Origin of the sequence: Candidatus Rhodoblastus alkanivorans (genome assembly GCF_022760755.1) — a bacterium.
Taxonomy (GTDB): Bacteria; Pseudomonadota; Alphaproteobacteria; order Rhizobiales; family Beijerinckiaceae; genus Rhodoblastus; species Rhodoblastus alkanivorans.
Genome location: NZ_JAIVFP010000001.1, coordinates 2,303,454 through 2,326,277, shown reverse-complemented (window position 1 = coordinate 2,326,277; position 22,824 = coordinate 2,303,454). Strand labels below are relative to the sequence as shown.

Below are 22,824 nucleotides of genomic sequence, written 5' to 3'. Positions count from 1 at the left end.
AACGAGCCTGGAACCGTGTTTCAGATCGTGCAGGACGAACTTTTCCTTGACGGCAACGCCCGCCAGAACCTGGCGACCTTCTGCCAGACCTGGGAGGAGCCGGAGATCCACAGGATCATGGATCACGCGATCGACAAGAACATGATCGACAAGGACGAATATCCCCAGACAGCCGAACTCGAAGCGCGTTGCGTCCATATGCTGGCGGACCTCTGGAACAGCCCGCACGCCGCCAACACCGTGGGAACGTCGGCCGTCGGGTCGAGCGAAGCCGCCATGCTCGGCGGCATGGCGATGAAATAGCGCTGGCGCGCCAGACGGCGGGCGCAGGGGAAGCCTGCCGACAGGCCCAATCTGGTCACCGGCCCGGTCCAGATCTGCTGGCACAAATTCGCGCGCTATTGGGACGTCGAAATCCACGAAGTCCCGATGGAGCATGGGCGCCTGCTGATGAACGCCGAGGAAATGCTCAAAAGGGTCGATGAAAACACCATCGGGGTCGTGCCGACCCTGGGCGTGACCCACACCGGAACCTTCGAGCCGGTCCAGCCCCCTGGCGGAGGCGCTGGACCAGCTTCAGGCCGAACAAGGCCTCGATGTCGATATTCATGTCGATGCGGCATCGGGCGGCTGTCTCGCGCCTTTCTGCGCGCCCGATCTGGTCTGGGACTTCCGCCTGCCCCGCGTGAAATCGATTTCGGCCTCCGGCCACAAATTCGGCCTCGCCCCGCTCGGCGTCGGCTGGATCCTGTGGCGCGACAAGAAAGACTTGCCGGACGATCTTGTTTTCAAAAGCAATTATCTCGGCGGCGAAATGCCGACCTTCGCCATCAATTTCTCGCGCCCCGCCGGCCAGATCAACGCCCAATATGACAATTTCATCCGCCTCGGCCGCGACGGCAATCGCAAGGTCTACATGGACTGCCACCACACCGCGCAATATCTTGCCCATGAGATCGCGAAACTCGGCCCGTTCGACCTGCTGTGCGACGGCGATCCCGAAAAAGGCCTTCCCGCCGTCACCTGGAAGATCAAGGAGGGCGTTGCGCCCGGCTACACCCTGTTTGACCTCGCCGACCGTCTGCGAGTGCGGGGCTGGCAGGTTCCCGCCTATACGCTGCCATCCAATCTGCAGAATGTTCCCGTGCAGCGCATCCTCGTCCGTCAGGGCCTCACCCGCGACCTCGCGCAAATCCTGATCGACGATCTGCGCCGCGCCATCGCCCATTTCGCGAAACACCCCGTCAATGCGCCGATGACCGAGGCGGAGGCCGGGGGGTTCAACCACGGGCGAGGGCCGTCGTTGTGGATTTTCGCGCCAGCGCCTAAACTCGCTCCAATCGGAAAACCGGCTCCCGGCTCGGCCTGATCGTGACCGCCCCGATCGGCAGCACCGGCTTCTCGTCGGACAGCGCAACCCGATAGCGCGACAGGAAATGGGCCAGCACGATCGCCGCTTCCGCGAGCGCGAAGCCCGCGCCGATGCAGATGCGGGGGCCGGCGCCGAAGGGCATGAAGGGCGCGCCCGAATTCCACGGGTTTGTTTTGTCGGCGAAGCGCTCCGGCAAAAACGCCCCCCGGCCGCTCCCAGAAACGGCGATGGCGATGGATGATCCAGGCGCTGAGCCAGATCTGAGCGCCGGGCGCGATCCGCTCGCCGCAAATGACGTCGTCGGCGACCGCCTCGCGCAGCACATGGGGCGCCGGCGGATAAAGCCGCAGGGCTTCGAACATCGCCATCCGCAGGCGCGGCCAATGCCCCAGATCGTCGAGGCTTTGCGCCCGCTCCGGCGGGAAGGCCGCGAATTCGGCGCGGATCCTGTCCTGCTCGTCCGGGTCGAGCGCAAGCAGGTAGCACAGCCAGAACATCAGGCGGGCGGTCGTCTCGAAACCCGCCACCAGCATGGTCGCGCATTGATCGCGGATTTCCACCGTCGAAATTCCCTCGCCCGTTTCGGGATCGCGCACGGCGAGCAGCAGATCGAGCAGGTCGCGCCCCGCGCCCGCCCTCGGCGCCGCGCGCCGCTCCGCGATCAAGGCGTCAACCGCCTCCTGCCATTGCATCCGGAATTTCCACCTGCCGCGCGAAAAGAAAGCGAAAGACACCTCTTCGCGGGCGAAAATATCGAATACCATAGGCCGCCCGACCCCTTCGAGATAGAGTCGCGCCATGGCGCCCAGTTTTTCGCGGCGCTCGGCTTCGGGGAGCGAGAACAGAGCCCGGAACACCGAGTCCAGCGCCGCATCCTGAAAATCGCGCGATAGATTGCGCGCATTCGCGCCCTCGATCCGCCGCAGCATATAATCCGCCGCCGCATGGAAATGCGGAACCAGCAGGCCAACGCTCGCCGGCGTGAACAAAGGCGAGAGCATCTTGCGCTGGCGCCGCCATTGCGCGCCATCGACCAGAAATACGCCCGAGCCGCCGATCGGGCGCAGGGCGCGCGACGCCATGACCGGCCGGCGATATTTGTCCGCCGCCTCGTTCAGCACATGCCGCACTCCAGCGGGGTCGCTGACCACAAGAACATCCGCGCCGAAGAATCGCGAGCGCCGGATCGGCTCCTCGAAGGCCTGGCGCGGCCAGTTCGAGAGATTGTTGCGCACGACCATCCACAAAGCGACGAAGGACGGCAGGCGGTGCGGATGAACTGGCGGGAACGGCGGGACGAGCGGGGCAGAGCCAGAGGTCATTTCGATTGACCCGGCGCAAAATGTCAGGATTGGCGCAAATCAAGCTGCTGCAACGCCCTAAAGTTGTCTGGCGGGATTGTTTCGAAATCCGGCCGCCGCTTTTCGAAAACCCTGGATCATGTCCCGGGCAAAATTAACCTGTTCCTTATCGAGGCGCGAGTGAAACATCGCTTCGTCACCCTGGCCGCGCTGACGGCCGTTTCCGGCGCGCAATTACTGGCCACGCCCGCCCGCGCCTTTGACGGCTGCCTCGGCGCGAAAGTCGTCGCCTGTCTCGACGGGGTCCGACCCTATATCAGCGAGATCGATTATCGAATCGCCGCCGAGACCATCGACAAATATCTCGCCGGCGACATTACCGGCAAACGAAAAGCCAAGAGCAGCCTTTTGCTCTCCTACCACAGCAGATTTTCCGGTCCTTACGATCCCGCCCAATCGCTCGTCATTGACTATTCCGCCTCGCTTGCGACCATCGGGGTCGAAATCGGCTTGCGTCCCGGCGTCCAAACCGCGGAATCCGAAGACGACTATCTTGCGACGCATATGTATGAAGCCGTCCTTTTCGCTCTGGGAACGCGGGCGCATTGCCGCGAGTTGGCGACGCCGCAGGATTTTTATCTGTTCTTTCACACGCATGTCAGACCGAAACTGAAGATGGTGAAAGTTCAGCGCGCGGTGGGCGAGTTCAAGCCGCCGGCCGAATTTTATGCCGATACCGGATGGATCGGCATTTGCGGCAATCAGGTGAACTATATCGTTTCCGCCGCCGCATGGGGCCCGATGCGAGCGGACATGGCACGAAGATACGGTTCCTTCATGGCGTCGCTCGCCTTCCGGTAAACTACGGTACCGCGCGGAAAGACCTTGTTCCGCGCCTTCGCGAAAGCCACAATTGGCGCATGCGCCCTCCGCCCCCCAAGCCTGAGCCGATCACGCCGCGCATCCTGCTGCGCGCTTATGCCGCCGGTCTGTTCCCCATGGCCGAGGACGCGGAGGCCGATTACCTGCATTGGTTCGACCCGCGCGAGCGCGGGATTTTCCCGCTCGATCGCCTGAGCGTCTCGAAAAGCCTCGCCAAAGCGATAAAAGCGAAAAAATTCGACATCCGCATCGACCAGGACTTCGACGCCGTGCTCGCGGGCTGCGCCGAAAGCCGCCCGGGACGGGAAAAAACCTGGATCAACAAGACCATCGCCGCGCTGTTTCGCGAATTGTTCGACATGGGCTTCGCCCACACCGTCGAGGCTTGGCGCGAAGGCGAACTGGTTGGCGGGCTCTATGGTCTGGCGCTGGGGGGCGCCTTTTTCGGCGAAAGCATGTTCCACCACGTCACCGACGCCTCAAAAGTCTGCCTGACCTATCTGGTCGCGCGACTCCGATTCGGCGGCTTTTCCCTGCTCGACGCGCAATTCGTCACGCCGCATCTCGAAAGCCTCGGCGCCATCGAAATCTCCCGCGCCGATTACCGCCGCCGGCTCGACGCCGCGCTGGACCTTCAGGGCGATTTCCGCGCCCTCGACCCGCAGGCTGCGCCCGAGGAGGTGCTGAGCCTCGTGCGCGCGCCATAGAGCGGCGCGCGAAAAGCGGACACTGGGCCTTTTTCACAAAAAGCGAAAGAATCCAGAGCCGTTTGCGATTCAAACGGATCGCAACTGGCTCTAGTGGAAAAAGGGCAGATTTTTGAGCAAATCCTGCGGGCCGGACGGCTGCGAACGCCGCTGCGGCGCCGATTGCGGAATATCCGCCGGCGGAACCGGCGCGTTAGGGTCGGTCTGCTGCCGGCGCCTCGGTTTGGAATGGCGGGCCGGCGGCGGCGCGGCCGGCTGTCCCTCGGGCTGCATGCCCGGCGGCGGCGCGACCTCGATCGGCGCGCCTAGGTCTTCGGGGCTGCCCGGCTGCGGGGCCCTCCTGGTTTCGGGCGCGCGCGGGGCGGGCGTCTCGTCCCCGGGGACCTGGACGTCCGGCGCTTGAGCATCGGGCGCTTGGCCATCGGGCGCTTGTCCATCCGGCGCCTGCGCTCCGGGCGAATCGACGTCGGGCCCGCTCGGCGGCAGGCTGTCCATGGTCGGCTCGACCGGCTCGCGCGGCTCGATAGTGCGGCGCGCCTTGGCGGCGGGCGTTCCTTCCTTGGGCTCCGGCGCGGCGTTGGGCGGCGGCGCCCTGTTGACATCGGCTGCGGCGTTGGGCGGCGAGGGCGTGACTTCCTTGCCGCCGACGCAATCCTTCAGCCAGACGTCAAAGATCGGATGCTCCACGCCATGGAGGCCGGGACTGGCGGCGAACATCCAGCCCGAAAAAACCCGCTTGGCCTTGCCGCTCTCGACGTCGTCCACCTGAACGAAGCCTTCGGTGAGCGGCGCCTCGGTCTGGGGCCGGGTCAGGCAGACGCGGGGCGTGATCTGCAGCGTGCCGAATTGCACCGTCTCGTCGATGGCGACGTCGAAAGTGGTGATGCGTCCGGTGATCTTGTCCAGACCGGCGAAAATCGCTGTCGGATTGTGGATCTCGTCGGCGCGCGCGCCCGCACTTGCCGCGAACGCCCCCAGAGCCCCGAGGGCCGCGGCGAAAAACCGGTTGAATCTCATGATCGCGCCCAAACCCGGGCGTTCGCGGGTCGCGGCACGCGTCACCCTTCGGGCGACCAGGCCTGATAATCGCCGGTGGCCTGCGGCCGGGCGCCGGTGGCGAGGGTCGATCCCGGGGGACGCCAGGCGTTCGGCGTGCCCGTCTGATTCGGGACATAGGGCTTTTCCCACTCACGCGGCTTGTAATTGGTCTCGGTGGGAAGCTCGTCGGTCATGTGGTGGAGCCAGCCATACCAGCCGGGCGGAACTTTGGAGCCCTCGCTCTCGCCCTTGAAGATCACCCAGCGGCGGTTGAAGCCGAGCGCGGGGTCGATCGCGCCATTGCGGTAGCGATAATAGATATTGCCGAACTGGTCCTCGCCGACGCGCTCGCCATAAAGCCAGGTGTAGAGAGCCGTATTGAGCGTCTGCCCGTTCCACCAGGTGAAGAATTGGACGAGCCATTTCATCGCGCTTGATCCCGTATTCGTCCCGCCAACGACAAGTCGCGGCGGACTATGGCCGCGTCGCGACCTTCTGTCCAGTCGTTCCATGTTCTATCGTGGCGCGCCGCAAAGGCAATATGTCGTTTGCCGGCGCTCGCCGGCCCGTTTGGAGAAAAATCATGGTCGCCGCCTTCGCCGGCATATTCGCTTGCCAGCTTCTGGGCGAATTCATCGTCCGCGCCTTCGCGTTGCCCCTGCCCGGCCCGGTGCTCGGCATGTTCCTGCTGTTCCTCGCCCTGGTCGCGCGCGGCGGCAGGGGCGAGAGCGCCGTACCCGGAAATCTCGGCGCCGCCGCCGACGGCCTGCTCGGCCATCTCTCCCTGCTGTTCGTGCCGGCCTCGGTCGGGCTGATGCGCTATTTCGACATCCTCGCCGCCAACGCCGTCACATTGATTTTCGCGGTGGCGGTCTCCACCGTGCTGGCGCAGGCGGCGACCGCCCTCACCTTTCGCCTGCTCGCCCGGACCAATCCATGATCCCGTCGCTGCTCAAGCCCCATCCGGAAGTCTGGGTCTATCTCGCCGCCAGCCCCCTGTCCTGGCTGACCCTGACTCTGGTCGCCTATCTGGTCGCCGACCGCATCTCCATCGCCTTCAACCGCCATCCGGCGGCCAATCTCGTCGCCTTGGCGGCCTTGTTGATCATTCTCGCGCTCAAGGCTACCGGAACCAGCTACGAGACCTATTTCGCCGGCGCCAAATTCATCCATTTCCTGCTCGGTCCGGCGACCGTCGCCCTCGCCGTGCCGCTCTACCGCAACATCGAGCGGGTTCGCGCCACCGCATGGCCGATCGCCGCGTCGCTTGGCGTCGGTTCTCTGGTCGCCATCCTCAGCGCGGTCGGGATCGCCAAAATCCTCGGCGCGTCGCACGAGATCGTGGCGTCGCTGGCGCCGAAATCGGTCACCTCCCCCATCGCCATGGGCCTGTCCGAAAAACTCGGCGGAGCGCCCTTCCTCACCGCCGCCCTGGTGATCGCCACCGGGGTGTTCGGCGCGATCATCCTGACGCCGCTGATGCGCCTGTTGCGAATCAGGGACCCGGCCGCGATCGGCATGGCCGCCGGCCTCGCCTCCCATGGCGTCGGCGCCGCCCGCGCATTCCATATCGATTCGACCGCTGGCGCCTTCGCCGGGATAGCCATGGGCCTGAACGGCGCGCTCACCAGCCTGATCCTGCCCATTCTCAGGCCGTTGCTCGGATTGTGAGGCGGGTCGTCCCCCGCCTGCTCCAACGCGTCGGCGATTGCAAAGGGTTTGTTAAAATTCAGTTGAAATGTCCCCAGAATCCCACAAGCCATAGTGGATTTGCGAAAAATGATCACCACATATTGATGCGGCCTTGACCCACAACGTGGGCCGCACATAATGACCTCATCCCGGCGTCGTCGCCGACAATCGCAAGGTTGCAGAGATCGTCCGATCCGAGCCCTTCGCGGCAGCGGCAAGCGCGGGGGAAACGAGGAGCGCGCGCCCCGAAAGCCGCGATCCTGCGCAGCTTTCAATTCATGGCGTCTGCGTGCCGCGTTGGTCTGGCCGGATCGGGATTTTCGTCCCGGAGTCGGAGGCCTGCGGCTTGTTGCGCTTCGCGCGGGAACGTTTTTCGAGGTCGGGCGTCGGGGCAAGCGGAAACGGGGGGGCTAAATGCGGATCGAGCGGCACTACACCAAGGCGGGACAATCTCCCTATCAAACGATCGAATTCCGGGAGACCAAGAGCGAAATCCGCAATCCCGACGGCTCGACCGTGTTCGCCCAGACTGGGATCGAGGTTCCGGCCGCCTGGAGCCAGGTCGCCTGCGACGTGCTGGCGCAGAAATATTTCCGCAAGGCCGGCGTCCCCGCAAGGCTGAAGCGCGTCGAGGAAAATGACGTCCCCTCCTTCCTGTGGCGCTCGATCCCCGACGAAAAAGCCCTCGCCAAGCTGCCGGAAAAGGAGCGTACGGGAGGCGAAACCTCGGCCAAGCAAGTGTTCGACCGCCTCGCCGGCGCCTGGACCTATTGGGGCTTCAAGGGCGGCTATTTCGACTCCGAAGAAGACGCCCAGACCTTCTTCGACGAAATGCGCTTCATGCTGGCGCGCCAGATCGCCGCGCCCAATTCGCCGCAATGGTTCAACACCGGCCTGCACTGGGCCTATGGCGTCGATGGCCCGGGCCAGGGCCATTTTTACGTCGATTACAAGACCGGCGCGCTGACCGCCTCCGATTCAGCCTACGAACACCCGCAGCCCCACGCCTGTTTCATCCAGTCGGTCCGCGACGATCTGGTCAATGAAGGCGGCATCATGGATCTGTGGGTGCGCGAGGCCCGCCTGTTCAAATATGGCTCCGGCACCGGCGCCAATTTCTCCTCGCTTCGCGCCGAAAACGAAAAGCTCTCCGGCGGCGGCAAGTCCTCCGGCCTGATGTCTTTCCTGAAAATCGGCGACCGCGCCGCCGGCGCGATCAAGTCCGGCGGCACCACCCGCCGCGCCGCCAAAATGGTGGTGGTGGACGCCGACCATCCCGACATCGAAGCCTTCATCAATTGGAAGGTGCGCGAGGAGGAAAAGGTCGCGGCGCTGGTCACAGGCTCGAAAATCCTGCGCAAGCACATGAAGGCGGTGTTCAAGGCCGCGGTGAATTGCGAGGGCCCGGGCGACGATTGCTTCAACCCGGAAAAGAACCCGGCGCTGAAGCGCGAGATCAAACTGGCGCGGCGCGCGAACTGCCCGGACGGCTTCATCAAGCGCGTCATCCAATACGCCAAACAGGGTTTCCGCGACTTCGACCTGGTCGAATATAACACCGACTGGGATTCGGAGGCCTATCTCACCGTCTCGGGCCAGAATTCCAACAATTCGGTGCGCATCACCGATTCCTTCCTCCGCGCGGTCGAGCAGGATGGCGAGTGGAATCTGACGCGCCGCACCGACGGCAAGGTCGCCAAGACGCTTCCCGCCGCCGAGCTGTGGGACAAGATCGGCTATGCCGCCTGGGCCTCGGCCGATCCCGGCCTGCAATTCCACACCACCATCAACGATTGGCACACCTGCCCCGCCGGCGGCGAAATCCGCGCCTCCAATCCGTGCTCGGAATATATGTTTCTCGACGACACGGCCTGCAATCTCGCCTCGCTGAACCTGCTCCAGTTCCGCGATCCGGAAACGAAAATCTTCGACGTCGCGGCTTACGAGCATGCGGTGCGGCTGTGGACGCTGGTGCTGGAAATCTCGGTGCTGATGGCGCAATTCCCCTCGCGCGAGATCGCCCAGCTTTCCTATGACTACCGCACGCTCGGCCTCGGCTTCGCCAATATCGGCGGATTGCTGATGTCCTCCGGCCTCGCCTATGACTCCGCGGAAGGCCGCGCCTATTGCGGCGCGCTCTCCGCGATCATGACCGGCGTGTGCTATGCCACTTCGGCGGAAATGGCGCGCGAGCGCGGCGCCTTCGCGCGCTATGGCGAGAATTCCGAGGCCATGCTGCGGGTCATCCGCAACCATCGCCGCGCCGCCCACGGAATGCCTGAGGGCTATGAGCAGCTCGCGGTTTCGCCCGTGCCGCTCGACGGCGCCTCCTGCCCGGACCAGACTCTCGTCGCCCACGCCCACGCGGCCTGGGACAAGGCGTTGGAGCTGGGCGAGAAGCATGGCTATCGCAACGCCCAGGTCAGCGTGGTCGCCCCCACCGGCACCATCGGCCTGGTGATGGATTGCGACACCACCGGGATCGAGCCCGATTTCGCTTTGGTGAAATTCAAGAAGCTCGCCGGCGGCGGCTATTTCAAGATCATCAACCGCGCCGTGCCGGAAGGATTGCGCGCGCTCGGCTATGGCGAGGCCCAGATCGCCGAGATCGAAGCTTACGCCGTCGGCCACGCCAGCCTGAAACAGGCCCCCGGCGTCAACGAGGCGACTCTCGCCGCCAAGGGCTTCACGCCGGAAAAGCTGGCCGATCTCGCCACGACGCTCGCCGGGGCCTTCGACATCAAATTCGTCTTCAACAAATTCGCGCTCGGCGCGGAATTCCTGGTCAACACCTTGAACGTCCCGGCTGAAAAGCTCGACGACCCCACCTTCGAGCTGCTTCCCTTCCTCGGCTTCACCAAGGCCGAAATCGAGGCCGCCAACATCCATGTCTGCGGCGCGATGACCCTTGAGGGCGCGCCGCATCTGAAAGACGAACATCTGCCGGTGTTCGACTGCGCCAATCCCTGCGGCCGTACGGGAAAGCGCTATCTTTCGGTCGAGAGCCACATCCGCATGATGGCGGCGGCGCAGCCGTTCATTTCCGGTGCGATTTCCAAGACCATCAACATGCCGAACGACGCCACGGTCGAGGAATGCAAGGCGGCCTATCTTTTGTCGTGGCGCCTCGCCCTCAAGGCCAATGCACTCTATCGCGACGGCTCCAAACTGTCGCAGCCGCTCAATTCCCAGCTCATCGCCGATGACGAGGACGACGAAGAAGACGCGACCGAAGCCTTCATCGCGCAAAACCAGCCGGCGCGCGCGACCCAGATCGCCGAGCGCATCGTCGAGCGCGTCATCGAGCGGGTGGAGCGGCGCCGCGAGCGCGAAAAGCTGCCCGACCGCCGCAAGGGCTATACCCAGAAAGCCGTGGTCGGCGGCCACAAGGTTTATTTGCGCACCGGCGAATATCAGGACGGCCGCATCGGCGAAATCTTTATCGACATGCACAAGGAAGGCGCCGCCTTCCGCAGCCTGATGAACAATTTCGCCATCGCCATTTCGGTCGGCCTGCAATATGGCGTGCCGCTCGAAGAATATGTCGACGCCTTCACCTTCACCCGCTTCGAGCCGGCGGGCTTCGTGCAGGGCAATGACGCCATCAAGAACGCGACCTCGATCCTCGACTATGTGTTCCGCGAACTGGCGATTTCCTATCTGGGCCGGAGCGATCTCGCCCATGTCGATCCTTCCGACATCGGCCATGACGCGCTCGGCAAGGGCGACGACCAAAGCCGCGCGCCGCAGGGCAACCAGCCCTCGCCCACCTCGCGCCTCGTCTCGCGCGGCTTCGTGCGCTCCAAGACCGACAAGCTGATGCTGGTCCAGGCCAATACGGAGGCCCCCCGGCCCCCGACGGTCGCAGCCGTCAGCGTCGGCGCCACCGCCCTGAAAAAGGATTCCCTGGTCGAACCCACGGCCCCAAGCCTCCTCGACACGCTGACCTGGACCCCACCGACCAAACTCCCCGACGAAGCCCTCGACAAAAGGGCCGAAGCGCGGATGAAGGGCTATATCGGCGAGGCCTGTCCCGAATGCGCGAATTTTACGCTGGTGCGGAATGGGACCTGTATGAAGTGCGATACGTGTGGGGCGACGACGGGCTGTAGTTGAAGAACCACCTCAAAAGGCGGTGAAAGCCATAGCCTTCTAAAAGGGTATTGATGAACTCAAAAAGGAGCCGCGTGAAATAGCCCCGTAAGTCGCCGGTGAAATAGCCCCGTAAGTCGCCGGACAGGCACTCCCACTTCGCTAAGAGGTAGGAGTAATGTGGTGTTTATGACTGGTGACAATCCGAAGAGTGAGGTCCTGCCGGGCCGAGAACGACGGCGTCGGCGCACGTCGGCGGAGAAATTGGCGATCATTGCCGAGACGATGGAGCCGGGCATGACGGTTAGCCTTGTCGCGCGCCGTCACGGCATCGCCCCCAATCAGCTGTTCACCTGGCGGCGGCTGGCGAACCAAGGCGCCCTGACCGCGACGCAGGCCGAGGAGGACGTCGTTCCGGCGTCCGCCTACAGGGCTTTGGTCGACCAGGTGCGCGAACTGCAGCGCCTGCTCGGCAAGAAGTCGATGGAGGCCGAAATCCTCAAAGAGGCGCTTGAAGTCGCCGTAGGCTCAAAAAAACGGATGTTGCGGTCGTTGTCGCTGCCGACGCTCAATCCACGGGACGGTTCGCGATGAAGGCCGTCTGCGAAACCCTCGGCGTCGCCCGCTCGAATGTCGCCGCGCGCATTGCCGGCGGCGCGGCCAAACGCATGGGCCGACCGCCCCTGCCGGAAGACGATCTGCTCTGCGAGATCAAGGGGATCATCGCCGAACAGCCGTCCTGGGGCTACGCCCGCGTGTGGGCCGACCTGCGCCGCAAAAGACGCGCCGAGGGCGCGGCGCCGGTCAACCGCAAGCGGGTTTATCGGGTGATGAGGGCGCACGGCCTGTTGCTTCAACGTCATGCCGGCGGCGGCGAAAACCGCCGGCATGACGGCAAGATCGCCGTTCTGCGCTCCAACCTGCGTTGGTGTTCCGACGGCTTCGAGATCGCTTGCGACAATGCCGAAAAAGTCCGCGTCGCCTTCGCGCTTGATTGCTGCGACCGGGAAGCCCTCGGCCATGTCGCCACGACGGCGGGCGTCAAGGGCGAGGACATCCGCGACCTGATGGTCAGCGCCGTCGAATATCGCTTTGGCCCGGTCAATCGCCTGCCCAGCCCGATCGAATGGCTGACCGACAACGGGTCTTGCTACATCGCTGGCGACACGAAACATTTTGCCCGCGAAATCGGCCTTGAGCCGCTGACCACGCCGGTCGAAAGCCCCCAATCGAATGGAATGGCCGAAGCCTTCGTCCGCACGATCAAACGCGATTACGCGCGCGTGTCGCCACTGCCGGACGCCGAAACCGTGATCCGCTTGCTGCCGTCGTGGTTCGAGCATTACAACACACGCCATCCGCATCGCGCGCTTGGCTATCGTTCACCCCGCGAGTTCATCGCGGATCGCTTGGCCGCCGAAGCCGGAGAGTGTCTGTCCGAAACTTAAGGGGCTACAACACCGCGCCTCGGCGTGGTTCTTTCTTTTGTATGAAACGAGGATAACCAAAAGGTGGGAGAATGGCGAACTACTTGCCCCATAATCCACCGAGAATGAATACTTATATTGTTTCATAAAATATTGTTTTTAAAGCGACTTTTCGCCATAGTTCAACTTTGCAGAACCTTCGTGCCCGAGCCATTTACACTAAATATGGATTGCAAACAGCAAATCGCGCAATATATATCCTCACAGAGTGATTCGAGTGTCCTGAGTTCAATATCAGGAGCAGAAATGACCGACTCGAAATCGGACAACTATATTGAAATCCCGGAAGAAGCCCGTCGGGTAAAACCGGACTTTGTTATTCGCCCAACTTCGGGTGTTGTGAAAGAAATCAAGCAGCGGATCAAGGACGGAAATCCTCCGTATCTCGACCCGTATCATACCCACACGAAGCCTCTCCCTAATTCCAAACCAATCTATCTCGGCGAGTTCGATCTTCCGGAAAAGGACATCAAAGCTGGGCGTTTGTCTCCTTGTCCGTGCTGTTCGCCAGAACATCCCAAATACGGAAGGAAGGGTAAGATCGCGTGGTTTCCGAGCGAGCACGTTATTCGGCTGCTTGGGCCAGACTGTTTCGGGAAAATGGATAAAGGGGCGCATGAACAAGCTGTTGCGGAGTTCAAGCGGGAACAGCAGCGCGAGCATGACGTTCGCTACCTTCTCGGTAACGAGGCGCGCTTGCGAAGAGCGGAGGCTGCGCTGTTGAAGGGGCAAGAGATGGCTGCGGCGATAGACGCGCTGGGCAAAGACCTCAGGCACAAAATATATGATGTGATGGATATTCCGTTATGGCCTCACATTAAAAAGGGCATGCTTCAGCGTTGGGAACAGCGCACTGAAATGGTGGGATGGACTGGAACGAACAAGGAGATTGATGTTCTTATCGATCATGCGAGATTGCATGGGTATCGGCTTCTCGACCCGGAGGCAAAATCTTTAGCAAATTCGTTTTCTGGTCCAATTCAAGCCTTTCGCATTCTCAATGAACACGCGAATTGGAATGATTTTGTTATTGGTATGACGGACGTGGACCGACATAACTTAGCAGTGCTGTTAAACAACTCCCGTAAAGCCGCTGATAAGGCGCGCGAACACACTGAACAAATGCGGCAACTCATTTCAACGGTTTCGCTGGCGACCCTTCGAGCATGGGGAATGCATCCGGGCTGCCCATGCCCAATCCATGTCGAATTCAACAATGAGAAGATTTTCGTCGGAAAGACGGCATTCATAACCGTCCATTCGGGGATACCGGCGGTTCTCGCCTCTGGCGATCAGGTCCCGTCGATTGATCTTCCTGATATCAAGGTAGCATAGCGTCAGGAATTACCTGGAATTACAGTGATATGATACCAATTGCATAATTTGGCGATCGTGGCGCCGCCTATCTTGCCGATTGCGTGTTTGGCGAGGCTCGGTCGTCATCGCGAGCCTAACGAAGCGATCCTCCTTGCGCGCGAACCGCTTCGTCGCCGGCGCCTCTCGGTTACGGTGACACTGGAATCCAGAAATGTTTCAACGCAATTTGGAATAAATCATTCCGTAAAGCGTCACGCCAATTCGATCCTTGGGGCCGTCGGATTGGGGCCTGATCAACAAAAATAACTATGAAAGCCAAAAATTTCGCCTTCCCGAGAACCTGAGCTATGCTCTTCCTCGTCGAAGAGGGAGAAACCGATGAAAGCGAGAATTTTCGCGTTCGCGCTCGTCGCCGCCGCGGGCCTCGGGCTGTCCGGTTGCGCGTCGGGCGGTTATTGCGATCCGGTCCTCGGCTGTGGCTATGGCTCCGGTTATGTCTATGGCTCCAACTATGGCTATGGCGCCTATCCCGGCTATTATTACAGACCCGGTTATTACTATGGCGGCCATCGCTGGGCTCGTCGCGGCTGGGCTCACGGCGGCTGGGGTCGTGTCCACTACGGCGGACGCGGTGTTTACGCACGCGGTGGCTACGCGCGCGGCGGTTACGCGCGCGGCGGTTTTGCCCACCGCGGCTTCCATCGTTAAGCGCTCTGGAGCGGGGCGGTTCGCGCCGCCCCGTCGCCGCGCCGCAGCTTTGAGAGCGCGTTATGCGCGCACAAAACAGGAATTACGGCGACATCAGTTACGGTGACGCCGTACCAAATCCCTATGCGCCGGGTTGCGGTGACATGATGCCAAATATGCGATCCGGTCGCCGTGTTTCGCTTCCTTTGGATTGCGGCTGACGCCTTGCGATCTACCGACCAATTGCTCGCCGATTAATCACCCGCCCGCGCCACGAATGACGGGATTCCGACAATTCCCGCGCGCCATGGCCTTGCCGAAGCTTTGGTCACCCGTTTTCTCGTCGATCATGCTAAATTTGCCATCTTGGCGCGATGCCAGAGGGCATCAAGCCTCGCGCCTCACAAACGGCCGTCAACGCCAAATCAAATAACGTGCTGTAGGGACAAAGAGATGATCCGCGAGTTTCAATACAAGGGGGAAACCTTCCGGGTAAACGCCCATGGCATTCCCGGTCACGAAGAAGTCTTCATTATGCACCTCGTCGACGGCGAGGAAATGGGCGAAATCTCTATCGACCGTATGACCGAGGAAAACGACACAAGCGCGCCCATCGACGCTATTTGCGTCATGCTTTGCGATAAATTGATCATCGAGCAGGATATCGAAGTGTCCGACGCGACCGGCGCTTTCCAGTGGGTCGAAGGCGAGCGCATTCGCAACGTCCTCCCCAGCACGAGCAGAGCTCACGGCTAATGATTCCTATGCGGGACTTTCGATTCCGATGACCAATTTCGTTGACATGATACAATGACCTTCCGTTCCCGATCGGCTGGTTGGCCATCATGTCATCGTCATTGTATTTTTGTCACGGACAGGCAATGTTGGAAGTAAATCCCGAAATTATGTCGCGCGGTCCCGCGCATAACGCCAGCAGCATTAAGCAATAAGAAAATCCGGCGGAGCAATCCGCCGGTTTTTTCGAATCGAGATGAGAATCCAGGCCGCTGAACCTTCCGCAACAGACTAAAAATTGCCATCGCCCATCTTTTCAAAGTGAATAAAATGCCTGTATGCCCGACCTTGGCGGCCTGACGGCCAAGGTCTCCAAGACGCTGTTCTGCTCATGGTCACGCACATTGCAAGCGCCCCCATAACCTTTCGCGTCGCGCAAGCCGCCGACGCACCCGTTGCAACCGCGCTCATCAACGCGGCCTATCGCGGCGATTCCAGCACCGTCGGCTGGACCACCGAGGCGCATATTCTTGAAGGCCGGCGCATTGACGAAGCCGGACTGGTTCAACTGATGACGGAGCCGGACTCGCTGATATTGCTTTGTCACCTGGGCGACGAGCTGATCGGCTCAGTTCATCTGCAAAAGCGCGCCAATCGGCTGGGTTACCTCGGGATGTTCGTGGTGCGGCCCGATTTGCAGGGCTGCGGCCTCGGCCGGCGCTTCATGCGCGAGGCCGAAACGACCGCCCAGCGGCTTTGGGGCGTGACGCGCATGGCGTTGACCGTGATCAGCCTACGGCGCGAGCTGATCGCTTTTTACGAGCGCTGCGGCTACGCCCTGACCGGCGCGCTGCAACCGTTCCCTTTCGAGGACGGTTTGAGCACGGCTCTGGTCGAGGGCATCGAGCTGGCGATGATGGAAAAGCAATTGCCGGCGCTGGTTCAGCACGGCCATGCAATGACCTCGTCATCGCGAGGTAATTACCCACCCGCATTTTAAGCGGATTGCATCAGCCCGATTATTCGCGCGGCGCGCGCGTCGTGGCCGAGATGATGGACGGGCATGAACCGAAGGTCTGGATTTCGGATCGCTATGCCGCGCAACAAAATCATGGCGCCGCGCAGCAAACCTGTCTGGCGCATCTGGCGCGCGACACGGCTTTTGCGCTGGAGCATGGCTCGGACGATCTGCCGCCGCGGTTCAAGCTATGGTTCGGCAAGGCGTTCGATCTGGCTGCGGACATTGCCGACTTCGCCGCCTCGACCATCGCCAGCAAAAAGCGCGCGCTTGAAAATCAACTCGGCGATATTCACGGCGCGGCGACGGACTGCGACTTGGCCCTCAAGCTGCAAGCCAAAATCGGGCGGGCGAGAGAACAGCTTCTGACCTTTTGCGATTATCCCGGCGAGGTCGAGGCGACGAACAACGGCTCGGAACGAAAGCTGCGGCCCAGCGTGATCCAGCGAAAAGTAACCAACGGCTACCGCGCCATGTGGGCCGCGCAGGCCGAGGCCGATGTCAGGACAACCGTCGACACCGCAAGGCTCAGGGGCGCAAACCCCTTCCAGACAATCCTCGGCACACCGGCTTGACGCCCCAAAAAAATTGCGCCCCAAAATGGCGGTGGGTAATTACGGCCATGACTTCCCCCGCCTCTTGTCAAGGTGAAGCTGAATCGTTAGCCGTTAGTCTAACTCTTGGCATTCTTGCGACTCGGTGAGAGGGGAAAAATGAAGGCCTTTCTGCGTTGGAGGAGCAGGGCTGGCGCCGCCGATTGGAACGACTTCCACGAGACCACTCCCGGACAAACGGACGATGTCGGTTTCGCGAACTGGAACGACGGCTCAGATTTTCCCCAGAACGGATACGGAGGCGCCGCCGGCGCGCCAGGCCTAACCGCCGTCGTGTCGCTCGCTGCCGCCGAATGGTCTTATGGGGCGGAGGCCACGGCCAGGCTGGCCAGAAGCTTGGGCGCTGATGTCAAATCCGCTGCCGTTCGCGTTGGCGGGGCGATCGTCGATACCTCCAACGCGCTATCCGGCTCTGCGCCAAAACCGAGCGGCGGCCAGCTTTCGGCCGGCGCCGTCGGCGCAGCCAGCGGCTCGAGCCAGGCGCCGTCAGCTCCCGCGGCCTCCAGCGGTTCGGTCGCACATCTTGTCATCAACGCTATCTATGACGCCGCCGCCCTCGCGGCGCCAGCCAGTTTCCGGGATGGAATCCAGGCCGCCATCAACATCCTCGAGGCGGCGATCATCGATCCGATTACCCTCAACATCGCTGTCGATTACGGCACATTCGGCGGCCAGGCTTTGCCTAGTCAGAGCACCTCTGAAGGCAATATCGGATTCTCCGGCAACAGCTCGGATATCAGCGGATATACCGATCCGAATGCATCGGGCGTCGGCGTCGCAGAATCCTACACGAACCTCAAGGGCCTGCTGACCGCGAGCGAAGCTTCGACGGCCGATGTCTCATCCGTCGCCTCCCTGCCGAGCAATACGTCTACGACGGATGGCGCGCTGCTCGCGGGGACGAACTTCACGATCGGCACCGCCGAGGCCAAGGCGCTGGGAGTCATCAACGCCAACAGCAATATCATCGACGGCCAGATCGGCATGGGGAGCGGCTTTACGGGCGATACCCTCATTGCGGGCGCACTTCATGAGATCACCCACGCCATGGGCCGGATCGCCGGCTATGCGCTCGATCTGTTTCGTTACAGCGCCCCTGGCTCCCATGTGATAGGGTCTGGTGGATCAACCTCGAACCCAGCGCCGGCGTCCTATTTTTCGATCGACGGCGGCAATACGGATCTGGCCGATTTCGGTCGCACTTCGGATCCCGGCGATTTCCTCAATGCTTCCGGCCAGGGACCCGCCGGAGAAGTCTCGTCCAGCACGCTGACGCCCAATGATCCGTTCAACGAGGTCGTAGGCATTCCTCCGGGCGCGTCGACTGACCCTTCCCAATTTCTTACCTCGGTTGATCTCACGGTTTTGGACGTGCTGGGCTTCAGGCGGGCTTCCGAACTCGGCGCCGGCGCAAGCGTCAGCCTCGGCTCGTCCAGCCTATTTGCGGGGGGCAGCGGCCAGATCTCATTTTCGGTCACGAATAACGGCGCAGGAAGTTCATACGCCTCCACGGCGGGCATTTACATCACGCCCAACGCGACGCTCACGGCGGCCGACATCTCAAGCGGCGTTGCCATATTGATCGGCACAATTTCTGTCGGTTTGGTCGGCTACGGCGAGACGAAGAACTATACCGGGAATTTCACCCTGCCGTCCAGCGTGTTGCCGGGCAATTATCACGCCGGGGTCGTGGTCGATTACAACAACCAGCTCATTGACGCCAACCTGTCGAACAACATATCGGGGACGGCGGCGCTGACCGTTGCGCCGCCCGCTTTCGTATTCACCGGCGCCTTCGGCAATGACTGGAATGGCGATGCGAAGGTGCTCGACGCAAACGGCAATATCACCGCACAGAACTTCAACTGGAACAGCCCTTCCGGCCCGCTCGACGGAAGGCTCTACGCGTCCGATCCGCTGCCAACGACAGCCGACAATGTCCAGATCGCCGCGGCGGGATCCTCTACTGGATTTCAAGTCGTCATCAACGGCAACGACGAATACGGCAATGCCGACGCAGCCGGCACGCTCAGCATCGACAACGGCTCGTCGGTGACCATCAATGGCGGCTCGCTGACAGTCGGCTCCAAAGTGGCAAATAACGGCGTGATCAACGTCAAATCCGCGCCGCTGTATGTCAACGGATCGATCGTCAACGACAATCAGATTATTGTCACGTCTGGTGAAAACGGCAACGGGCTCTATCTCACCGGAACGGTCACGCTCTCAGGCATGGGCACGATCACGCTGGTCGGCCAAGGCGCCTACGGCGCTTATCTCACCGGAACTGGAAATGGTACCGCCACGCTCGAAAATAACGGCACGATCCAAGGCGGCGGCAACATCGTCGCTTCGGGGCTGGGCGCGTACACCCCCGGCGCGGCGATGATCCTCCACAATCACGGCATCATCGACGGGTCTGACGGCGCAAATCAGCTGCTCATTTCGACCTACACGACTGCGGCCGGAGCGTTGACCAACTCCGGAACGATCGAGGACACGAGCACAGCCGGAACGACCATTCTCAGCACGATGGTCAGCCAGACGTCGAGCGGCGCGATCGGCGCCTATGGCGCTGGTTCCGTGGTGACCTTGGCCGGCGTCGATCTGCAAGGCGGATTCATCGATGGCTCCGGCGGCGGCTATGTTCAGACCGGCAATTACTTCGGCAACGGTGGCGGCATCGGCGACACTCTCGACGGCCGCAGCGCGGCGAATGGCGGAACTGGTGCGATCACGATTACGGCTAACGGGATTTTCGTCATCCAACCCCCATCTGACGAGACCGCGCTCGGCACAATCACCAACGAAGGCAAGCTTGAGGTGTACGCCGTCCTCCACGCCGGCGCTGGCGACCTGACCCTAAACGGCGGGGGTCAGGTGACGTTGACCGACGAGATCAGCGGTTGGAGCGCGACCTCGGCCTCCACACTGCACAATATCGACAACACGATTTCCGGCTTCGGTACGATCGGATCCGGCGGCGTGTTCGGCGATAGCTGGAAGTTGGTCCTTGACAACCAGTCGGCCGGCAAGATCGACGCCAACGGCGTTGCGAGCGACGGATCACAGGATTTGACGCTCGACGCGGTGAGCGTGTCCAATGCCGGCGTATTGGAATCCACATCGGGATACGTCGACTCGAGCGGAAATCTCCACGATGGTCTGTACATCGGTCAATATAACGGAGTTAAGACCGCCGTCGATCAGACAAGCACGGGCGTCATCAAGGCGACCGGTGCTAACGCGAACGTTCATTTGCAAAATGCGATCGTCGCGGGTGGGACCCTGGCGACAACCAATGGCGGCGTCATCGTCGTTGATGGCAATGGCGCCACGCTCGACGGCGGCTCCTCCGCTGGCGCCGTCGTAACTCTCGGCGCCCTCCAGGTGACCGGCGCCGACCTGACGCTCAAAGGCTCAATCGTGAATCGGGCGACGATAACCATCGCCGGCCCAGCTATCCATATCGGACTCGGCGACGTGACGCTTTCCGGCGGCGGCGTAATCGACATGGCCGCAAGCGGCTACAACTCAAACGCGATCATGGGGTCCGACCCGACGACTGTCACAACGCTGCACAACATCGACAACAAAATTTCGGGGCAAGGGACGATCGGGGTCGGCCGGCCTTATGACAGCTCAACGAACCGCCTCATTTTGGACAACCAGCAAGCCGGCGTGATCGACGCAACCAGCGCGACGAATTGGCTGACCATCAATACGGGCCTTGCCGTCACCAACAACGGCCTGTTCGAAGCTAACGGCGGAACGTTGAACGTCAGCGACGCGGTGATTGGGTCCGGCTCGGCGGTGGTTGCGGGCGGCGGGACGCTGGCCTTCGCCGCCGCCTTCGGCGAGAATGTCGCCTTCCAGGGCGTCAACGCCGGGACGCTGAAGATAGCGCAGGCCTATTCGGGGACGATTTCCAGTTTCGCCGCGGGCGATACAGTCGATTTGACCGCGCTCGGCTTTTCCTCGTCCTACGAGACCGTATGGACCGCCACGGTTGCGGGCGGGACGCTGAAAATCATCGATACGGCGCAGGCCAACACGGTCGTCGCGAAGCTGAACTTGGTCGGCTCTTTCGCTGGCGAGAGCTTCACGCTCGCGGGCGACGGCGGCTCGGGAACCGATATCGGCGTCGCCGCCGCGCCCTGGGCGAACGTCGCGGTGGGTGACGTGCTCGCCGCCAACGTCCCCGGCCAGAGCTATTCGGCTTATGAAATCCTGCACCAGGCCGGAACCTATGCCGGCACGGATTATTTTTACACCGGGATCACCGGGAAAGCTTACGATGCCTACGCCAACGATTACTCGGCCAGCGGCGCCTTCGTCGGTTCCAAGGTTTTTTATCCCGGCGGGACGGGCAAGAATTACGCTTATGAGGAGGTTGATTGCGATGGGGGCGGCAATCTGTCGCGGGTCGCCTTCACCGGCGTGATGGGGCGGCCCTACTCATCTTACGAATATGATTACGTCGGTGGAATTTTCGCCGGCGCCAAGTACGACGTGACCTCGGTTCCGTCCGGCGCGAGCTATTCCTCCTATGAACTCGACTTCAATTCCGCCGGCGCTCTAGCTGGCGAGAAATTCTTCGTCACCAATGTCGTCGGCCAGCCCTACGCGGCGGAGGAACTGGACTTCGACAAGAACGGCAAGCTGAGCAAAGTTATCCTGTCGGGCGTCCAGAATCAAGCCTATTCGTCCCTAGAATATGATTATAACGCAGGGACTTACGAAGGTTACAAGGCCTTCTACACAGCAATCAAAGGTCAAAGCTTCACCAACGAGGAGGTCGACGTTTCCTCCGGCGGCCAGATTCAGAAAGCGATCTTTTCCGGCATCACGTCCATGCCCTATTCCTCGATCGAGCAAGATTATTCCGCCGGCAAGATCGCGGACGTGATCTACAATTTCACCAGTGTGAGCGGGCAGAATTATTCCGCTTATCACGTCGAAGAAACGGCCGGAGGCGCCGGTCTGCAGGAAACCTTCGATCTCAACAGCGGCGGCCACACCATCCTTGCGCTCGCGTCCAGGCAAACCCTGACGAGCCTCGGCGACGACAAGATGACCGGCGATGGCGCGACCACTTTTGTCTTCGACGCCATTTATGGTGCGGATCTAATCACCAATTTCAACAGCGCCGACACGATCTCGCTGCCAACGGCGGAATTCGCCGATTTCAACACGATGATGAAGAACGCCCAGAACTCGGGCGCCAACACCATCATCACCGCCGCCGACCACGACACGCTGACGCTCAAGAACATGACCATGATGACGCTGGCGGGGATGAGCGGGAATTTTGCGTTCCATGCCTGAAAGGCAGGAACTGATCCGGGAATTGCGGGAATTACCCGGACGCCATACGAAATCCCCAAATCGCGCTCGGAGGAACCAATGCTTTTTCCGGTTCCTCATTGACAACGTTTTAAGAGCCTTCTCTGTCTCATTGCGAGGAGCGCCAGCGACGAGGCAATTCACACTGCGGTTGGCCCGCGTGGTGGGTCGCGCCTCTCAAGCGGAGTCAGACTGAGCTTCCCAGCCTCACACGCCGGCGAGAAATTTGCGCAAACGGGCTTCTTCGGTCCGGGATTTGCCGAGAACGGACGCTGGCCGGGCCGAGGCGCGGAAACGCCTGAGCGCGGCGATCTTGACGCTTTCGAAACGGAACACGCCCTGATGCGGGCCGCGGTACAGCACGGGGCGGCCCGCCGCGACTTTCGTTAGCGCGAGATCGAGATGACTCGTTTCGAACGGCGCGTCGCTGTTCATATCGTCTGCCCGCGTTTGGTCCCTAAAAGTCGTCGCAAGTTCCTGGAAAGCTTAATGCCTGTCGAAAGGCCAGGAAATTCAACGAACTCAATAAAGACGGT

At 61.6% G+C, this 22,824-nt stretch carries 16 protein-coding genes and 3 pseudogenes; 14 read left to right on the top strand and 5 right to left on the bottom strand.

What is annotated here, in order from left to right:
* Positions 1-15: 15 nt before the first annotated feature.
* A pseudogene (locus tag K2U94_RS20770) lies at positions 16-492 on the top strand (pyridoxal-dependent decarboxylase); the annotation flags it as partial.
* Between the two features lie 61 nt (positions 493-553).
* Positions 554-1,369: a pyridoxal-dependent decarboxylase gene (locus tag K2U94_RS20765; RefSeq protein WP_425332550.1), complete on the top strand. Its 816-nt coding sequence runs from the start codon at positions 554-556 to the stop codon at positions 1,367-1,369.
* Here the strand turns inward: K2U94_RS20765 and K2U94_RS20760 are convergent.
* Entirely contained in the window at positions 1,326-1,514 is a 189-nt protein-coding gene (locus tag K2U94_RS20760; RefSeq protein ID WP_425332549.1) for a cytochrome P450, read from the bottom strand. The two genes, K2U94_RS20765 and K2U94_RS20760, sit on opposite strands and share 44 nt — an antisense overlap.
* A 76-nt stretch (positions 1,515-1,590) precedes the next feature.
* A pseudogene (locus K2U94_RS10890) lies at positions 1,591-2,694 on the bottom strand (cytochrome P450); the annotation flags it as partial.
* 159 nt (positions 2,695-2,853) lie between these two features.
* Here K2U94_RS10890 and K2U94_RS10885 point away from each other — a divergent pair.
* On the top strand, positions 2,854-3,534 hold the full coding sequence (locus K2U94_RS10885) for a hypothetical protein (protein WP_243067234.1): 681 nt from the start codon (positions 2,854-2,856) through the stop codon (positions 3,532-3,534).
* Between the two features lie 59 nt (positions 3,535-3,593).
* Positions 3,594-4,262 carry a leucyl/phenylalanyl-tRNA--protein transferase gene (aat, locus tag K2U94_RS10880; protein ID WP_243067233.1) on the top strand — a complete coding sequence of 223 codons (669 nt, stop codon included), beginning with the start codon at positions 3,594-3,596 and terminating at the stop codon, positions 4,260-4,262.
* A gap of 90 nt (positions 4,263-4,352) precedes the next feature.
* On the opposite strand, the gene K2U94_RS20755 is transcribed toward aat, so the two are convergent.
* Positions 4,353-5,279, bottom strand: a complete 927-nt coding sequence (locus K2U94_RS20755; protein ID WP_425332517.1) for a DUF2155 domain-containing protein — start codon at positions 5,277-5,279, stop codon at positions 4,353-4,355.
* A gap of 41 nt (positions 5,280-5,320) precedes the next feature.
* Positions 5,321-5,728, bottom strand: a complete 408-nt coding sequence (locus tag K2U94_RS10870; RefSeq protein ID WP_243067232.1) for an NADH:ubiquinone oxidoreductase subunit NDUFA12 — start codon at positions 5,726-5,728, stop codon at positions 5,321-5,323.
* Positions 5,729-5,883: 155 nt separating this feature from the next.
* Here K2U94_RS10870 and K2U94_RS10865 point away from each other — a divergent pair, with 155 nt between their 5' ends.
* From K2U94_RS10865 to K2U94_RS10820, 10 genes and pseudogenes are all read left to right on the top strand, one after another.
* Complete coding sequence (locus K2U94_RS10865) at positions 5,884-6,240, top strand: CidA/LrgA family protein (RefSeq protein ID WP_243067231.1); 357 nt, start codon at positions 5,884-5,886, stop codon at positions 6,238-6,240.
* Positions 6,237-6,971: an LrgB family protein gene (locus tag K2U94_RS10860; RefSeq protein ID WP_243067230.1), complete on the top strand. Its 735-nt coding sequence runs from the start codon at positions 6,237-6,239 to the stop codon at positions 6,969-6,971. Before K2U94_RS10865 ends, K2U94_RS10860 begins: the two co-directional genes overlap by 4 nt.
* Before the next feature lie 435 nt (positions 6,972-7,406).
* Positions 7,407-11,108 (top strand): vitamin B12-dependent ribonucleotide reductase, encoded by a 3,702-nt coding sequence (locus K2U94_RS10855; RefSeq protein ID WP_243067229.1) that lies wholly within the window; start codon positions 7,407-7,409, stop codon positions 11,106-11,108.
* Positions 11,109-11,273: 165 nt separating this feature from the next.
* Positions 11,274-12,532, top strand: a protein-coding gene (locus K2U94_RS10850; RefSeq protein WP_243065398.1) for an IS3 family transposase whose coding sequence is annotated in 2 segments (ribosomal slippage) — positions 11,274-11,613 and positions 11,613-12,532 — 1,260 coding nt in all. Because the reading frame shifts where the segments join, the coding sequence is not laid out codon by codon here.
* Between the two features lie 285 nt (positions 12,533-12,817).
* Positions 12,818-13,906, top strand: coding sequence for a hypothetical protein (locus K2U94_RS10845; RefSeq protein ID WP_243067228.1), 1,089 nt, complete (start codon positions 12,818-12,820; stop codon positions 13,904-13,906).
* Positions 13,907-14,266: 360 nt separating this feature from the next.
* Positions 14,267-14,596, top strand: a complete 330-nt coding sequence (locus tag K2U94_RS10840) for a hypothetical protein (RefSeq protein WP_243067227.1) — start codon at positions 14,267-14,269, stop codon at positions 14,594-14,596.
* Positions 14,597-15,028: 432 nt separating this feature from the next.
* Positions 15,029-15,331 carry a hypothetical protein gene (locus K2U94_RS10835; RefSeq protein ID WP_243067226.1) on the top strand — a complete coding sequence of 101 codons (303 nt, stop codon included), beginning with the start codon at positions 15,029-15,031 and terminating at the stop codon, positions 15,329-15,331.
* Positions 15,332-15,701: 370 nt separating this feature from the next.
* Positions 15,702-16,310 carry a GNAT family N-acetyltransferase gene (locus K2U94_RS10830; protein ID WP_243067225.1) on the top strand — a complete coding sequence of 203 codons (609 nt, stop codon included), beginning with the start codon at positions 15,702-15,704 and terminating at the stop codon, positions 16,308-16,310.
* Positions 16,311-16,315: 5 nt separating this feature from the next.
* A pseudogene (locus K2U94_RS10825) lies at positions 16,316-16,903 on the top strand (IS66 family transposase); the annotation flags it as partial.
* Positions 16,904-17,278: 375 nt separating this feature from the next.
* Positions 17,279-22,270, top strand: a complete 4,992-nt coding sequence (locus tag K2U94_RS10820; RefSeq protein WP_243067224.1) for an NF038122 family metalloprotease — start codon at positions 17,279-17,281, stop codon at positions 22,268-22,270.
* 225 nt (positions 22,271-22,495) lie between these two features.
* Here the strand turns inward: K2U94_RS10820 and K2U94_RS10815 are convergent, their stop codons facing one another.
* Positions 22,496-22,723, bottom strand: a complete 228-nt coding sequence (locus K2U94_RS10815; RefSeq protein ID WP_243067223.1) for a hypothetical protein — start codon at positions 22,721-22,723, stop codon at positions 22,496-22,498.
* Positions 22,724-22,824: the final 101 nt, after the last annotated feature.

What these genes read in the sequence shown, in the direction of transcription:
- K2U94_RS20760 (WP_425332549.1), bottom strand. Translation starts at nt 1,514, where the DNA reads ATGCCCTTCGGCGCCGGCCCCCGCATCTGCATCGGCGCGGGCTTCGCG.
- aat (WP_243067233.1), top strand. Translation starts at nt 3,594, where the DNA reads ATGCGCCCTCCGCCCCCCAAGCCTGAGCCGATCACGCCGCGCATCCTG.
- K2U94_RS20755 (WP_425332517.1), bottom strand. Translation starts at nt 5,279, where the DNA reads ATGAGATTCAACCGGTTTTTCGCCGCGGCCCTCGGGGCTCTGGGGGCG.
- K2U94_RS10870 (WP_243067232.1), bottom strand. Translation starts at nt 5,728, where the DNA reads ATGAAATGGCTCGTCCAATTCTTCACCTGGTGGAACGGGCAGACGCTC.
- K2U94_RS10865 (WP_243067231.1), top strand. Translation starts at nt 5,884, where the DNA reads ATGGTCGCCGCCTTCGCCGGCATATTCGCTTGCCAGCTTCTGGGCGAA.
- K2U94_RS10860 (WP_243067230.1), top strand. Translation starts at nt 6,237, where the DNA reads ATGATCCCGTCGCTGCTCAAGCCCCATCCGGAAGTCTGGGTCTATCTC.
- K2U94_RS10855 (WP_243067229.1), top strand. Translation starts at nt 7,407, where the DNA reads ATGCGGATCGAGCGGCACTACACCAAGGCGGGACAATCTCCCTATCAA.
- K2U94_RS10845 (WP_243067228.1), top strand. Translation starts at nt 12,818, where the DNA reads ATGACCGACTCGAAATCGGACAACTATATTGAAATCCCGGAAGAAGCC.
- K2U94_RS10840 (WP_243067227.1), top strand. Translation starts at nt 14,267, where the DNA reads ATGAAAGCGAGAATTTTCGCGTTCGCGCTCGTCGCCGCCGCGGGCCTC.
- K2U94_RS10835 (WP_243067226.1), top strand. Translation starts at nt 15,029, where the DNA reads ATGATCCGCGAGTTTCAATACAAGGGGGAAACCTTCCGGGTAAACGCC.
- K2U94_RS10830 (WP_243067225.1), top strand. Translation starts at nt 15,702, where the DNA reads ATGGTCACGCACATTGCAAGCGCCCCCATAACCTTTCGCGTCGCGCAA.
- K2U94_RS10815 (WP_243067223.1), bottom strand. Translation starts at nt 22,723, where the DNA reads ATGAACAGCGACGCGCCGTTCGAAACGAGTCATCTCGATCTCGCGCTA.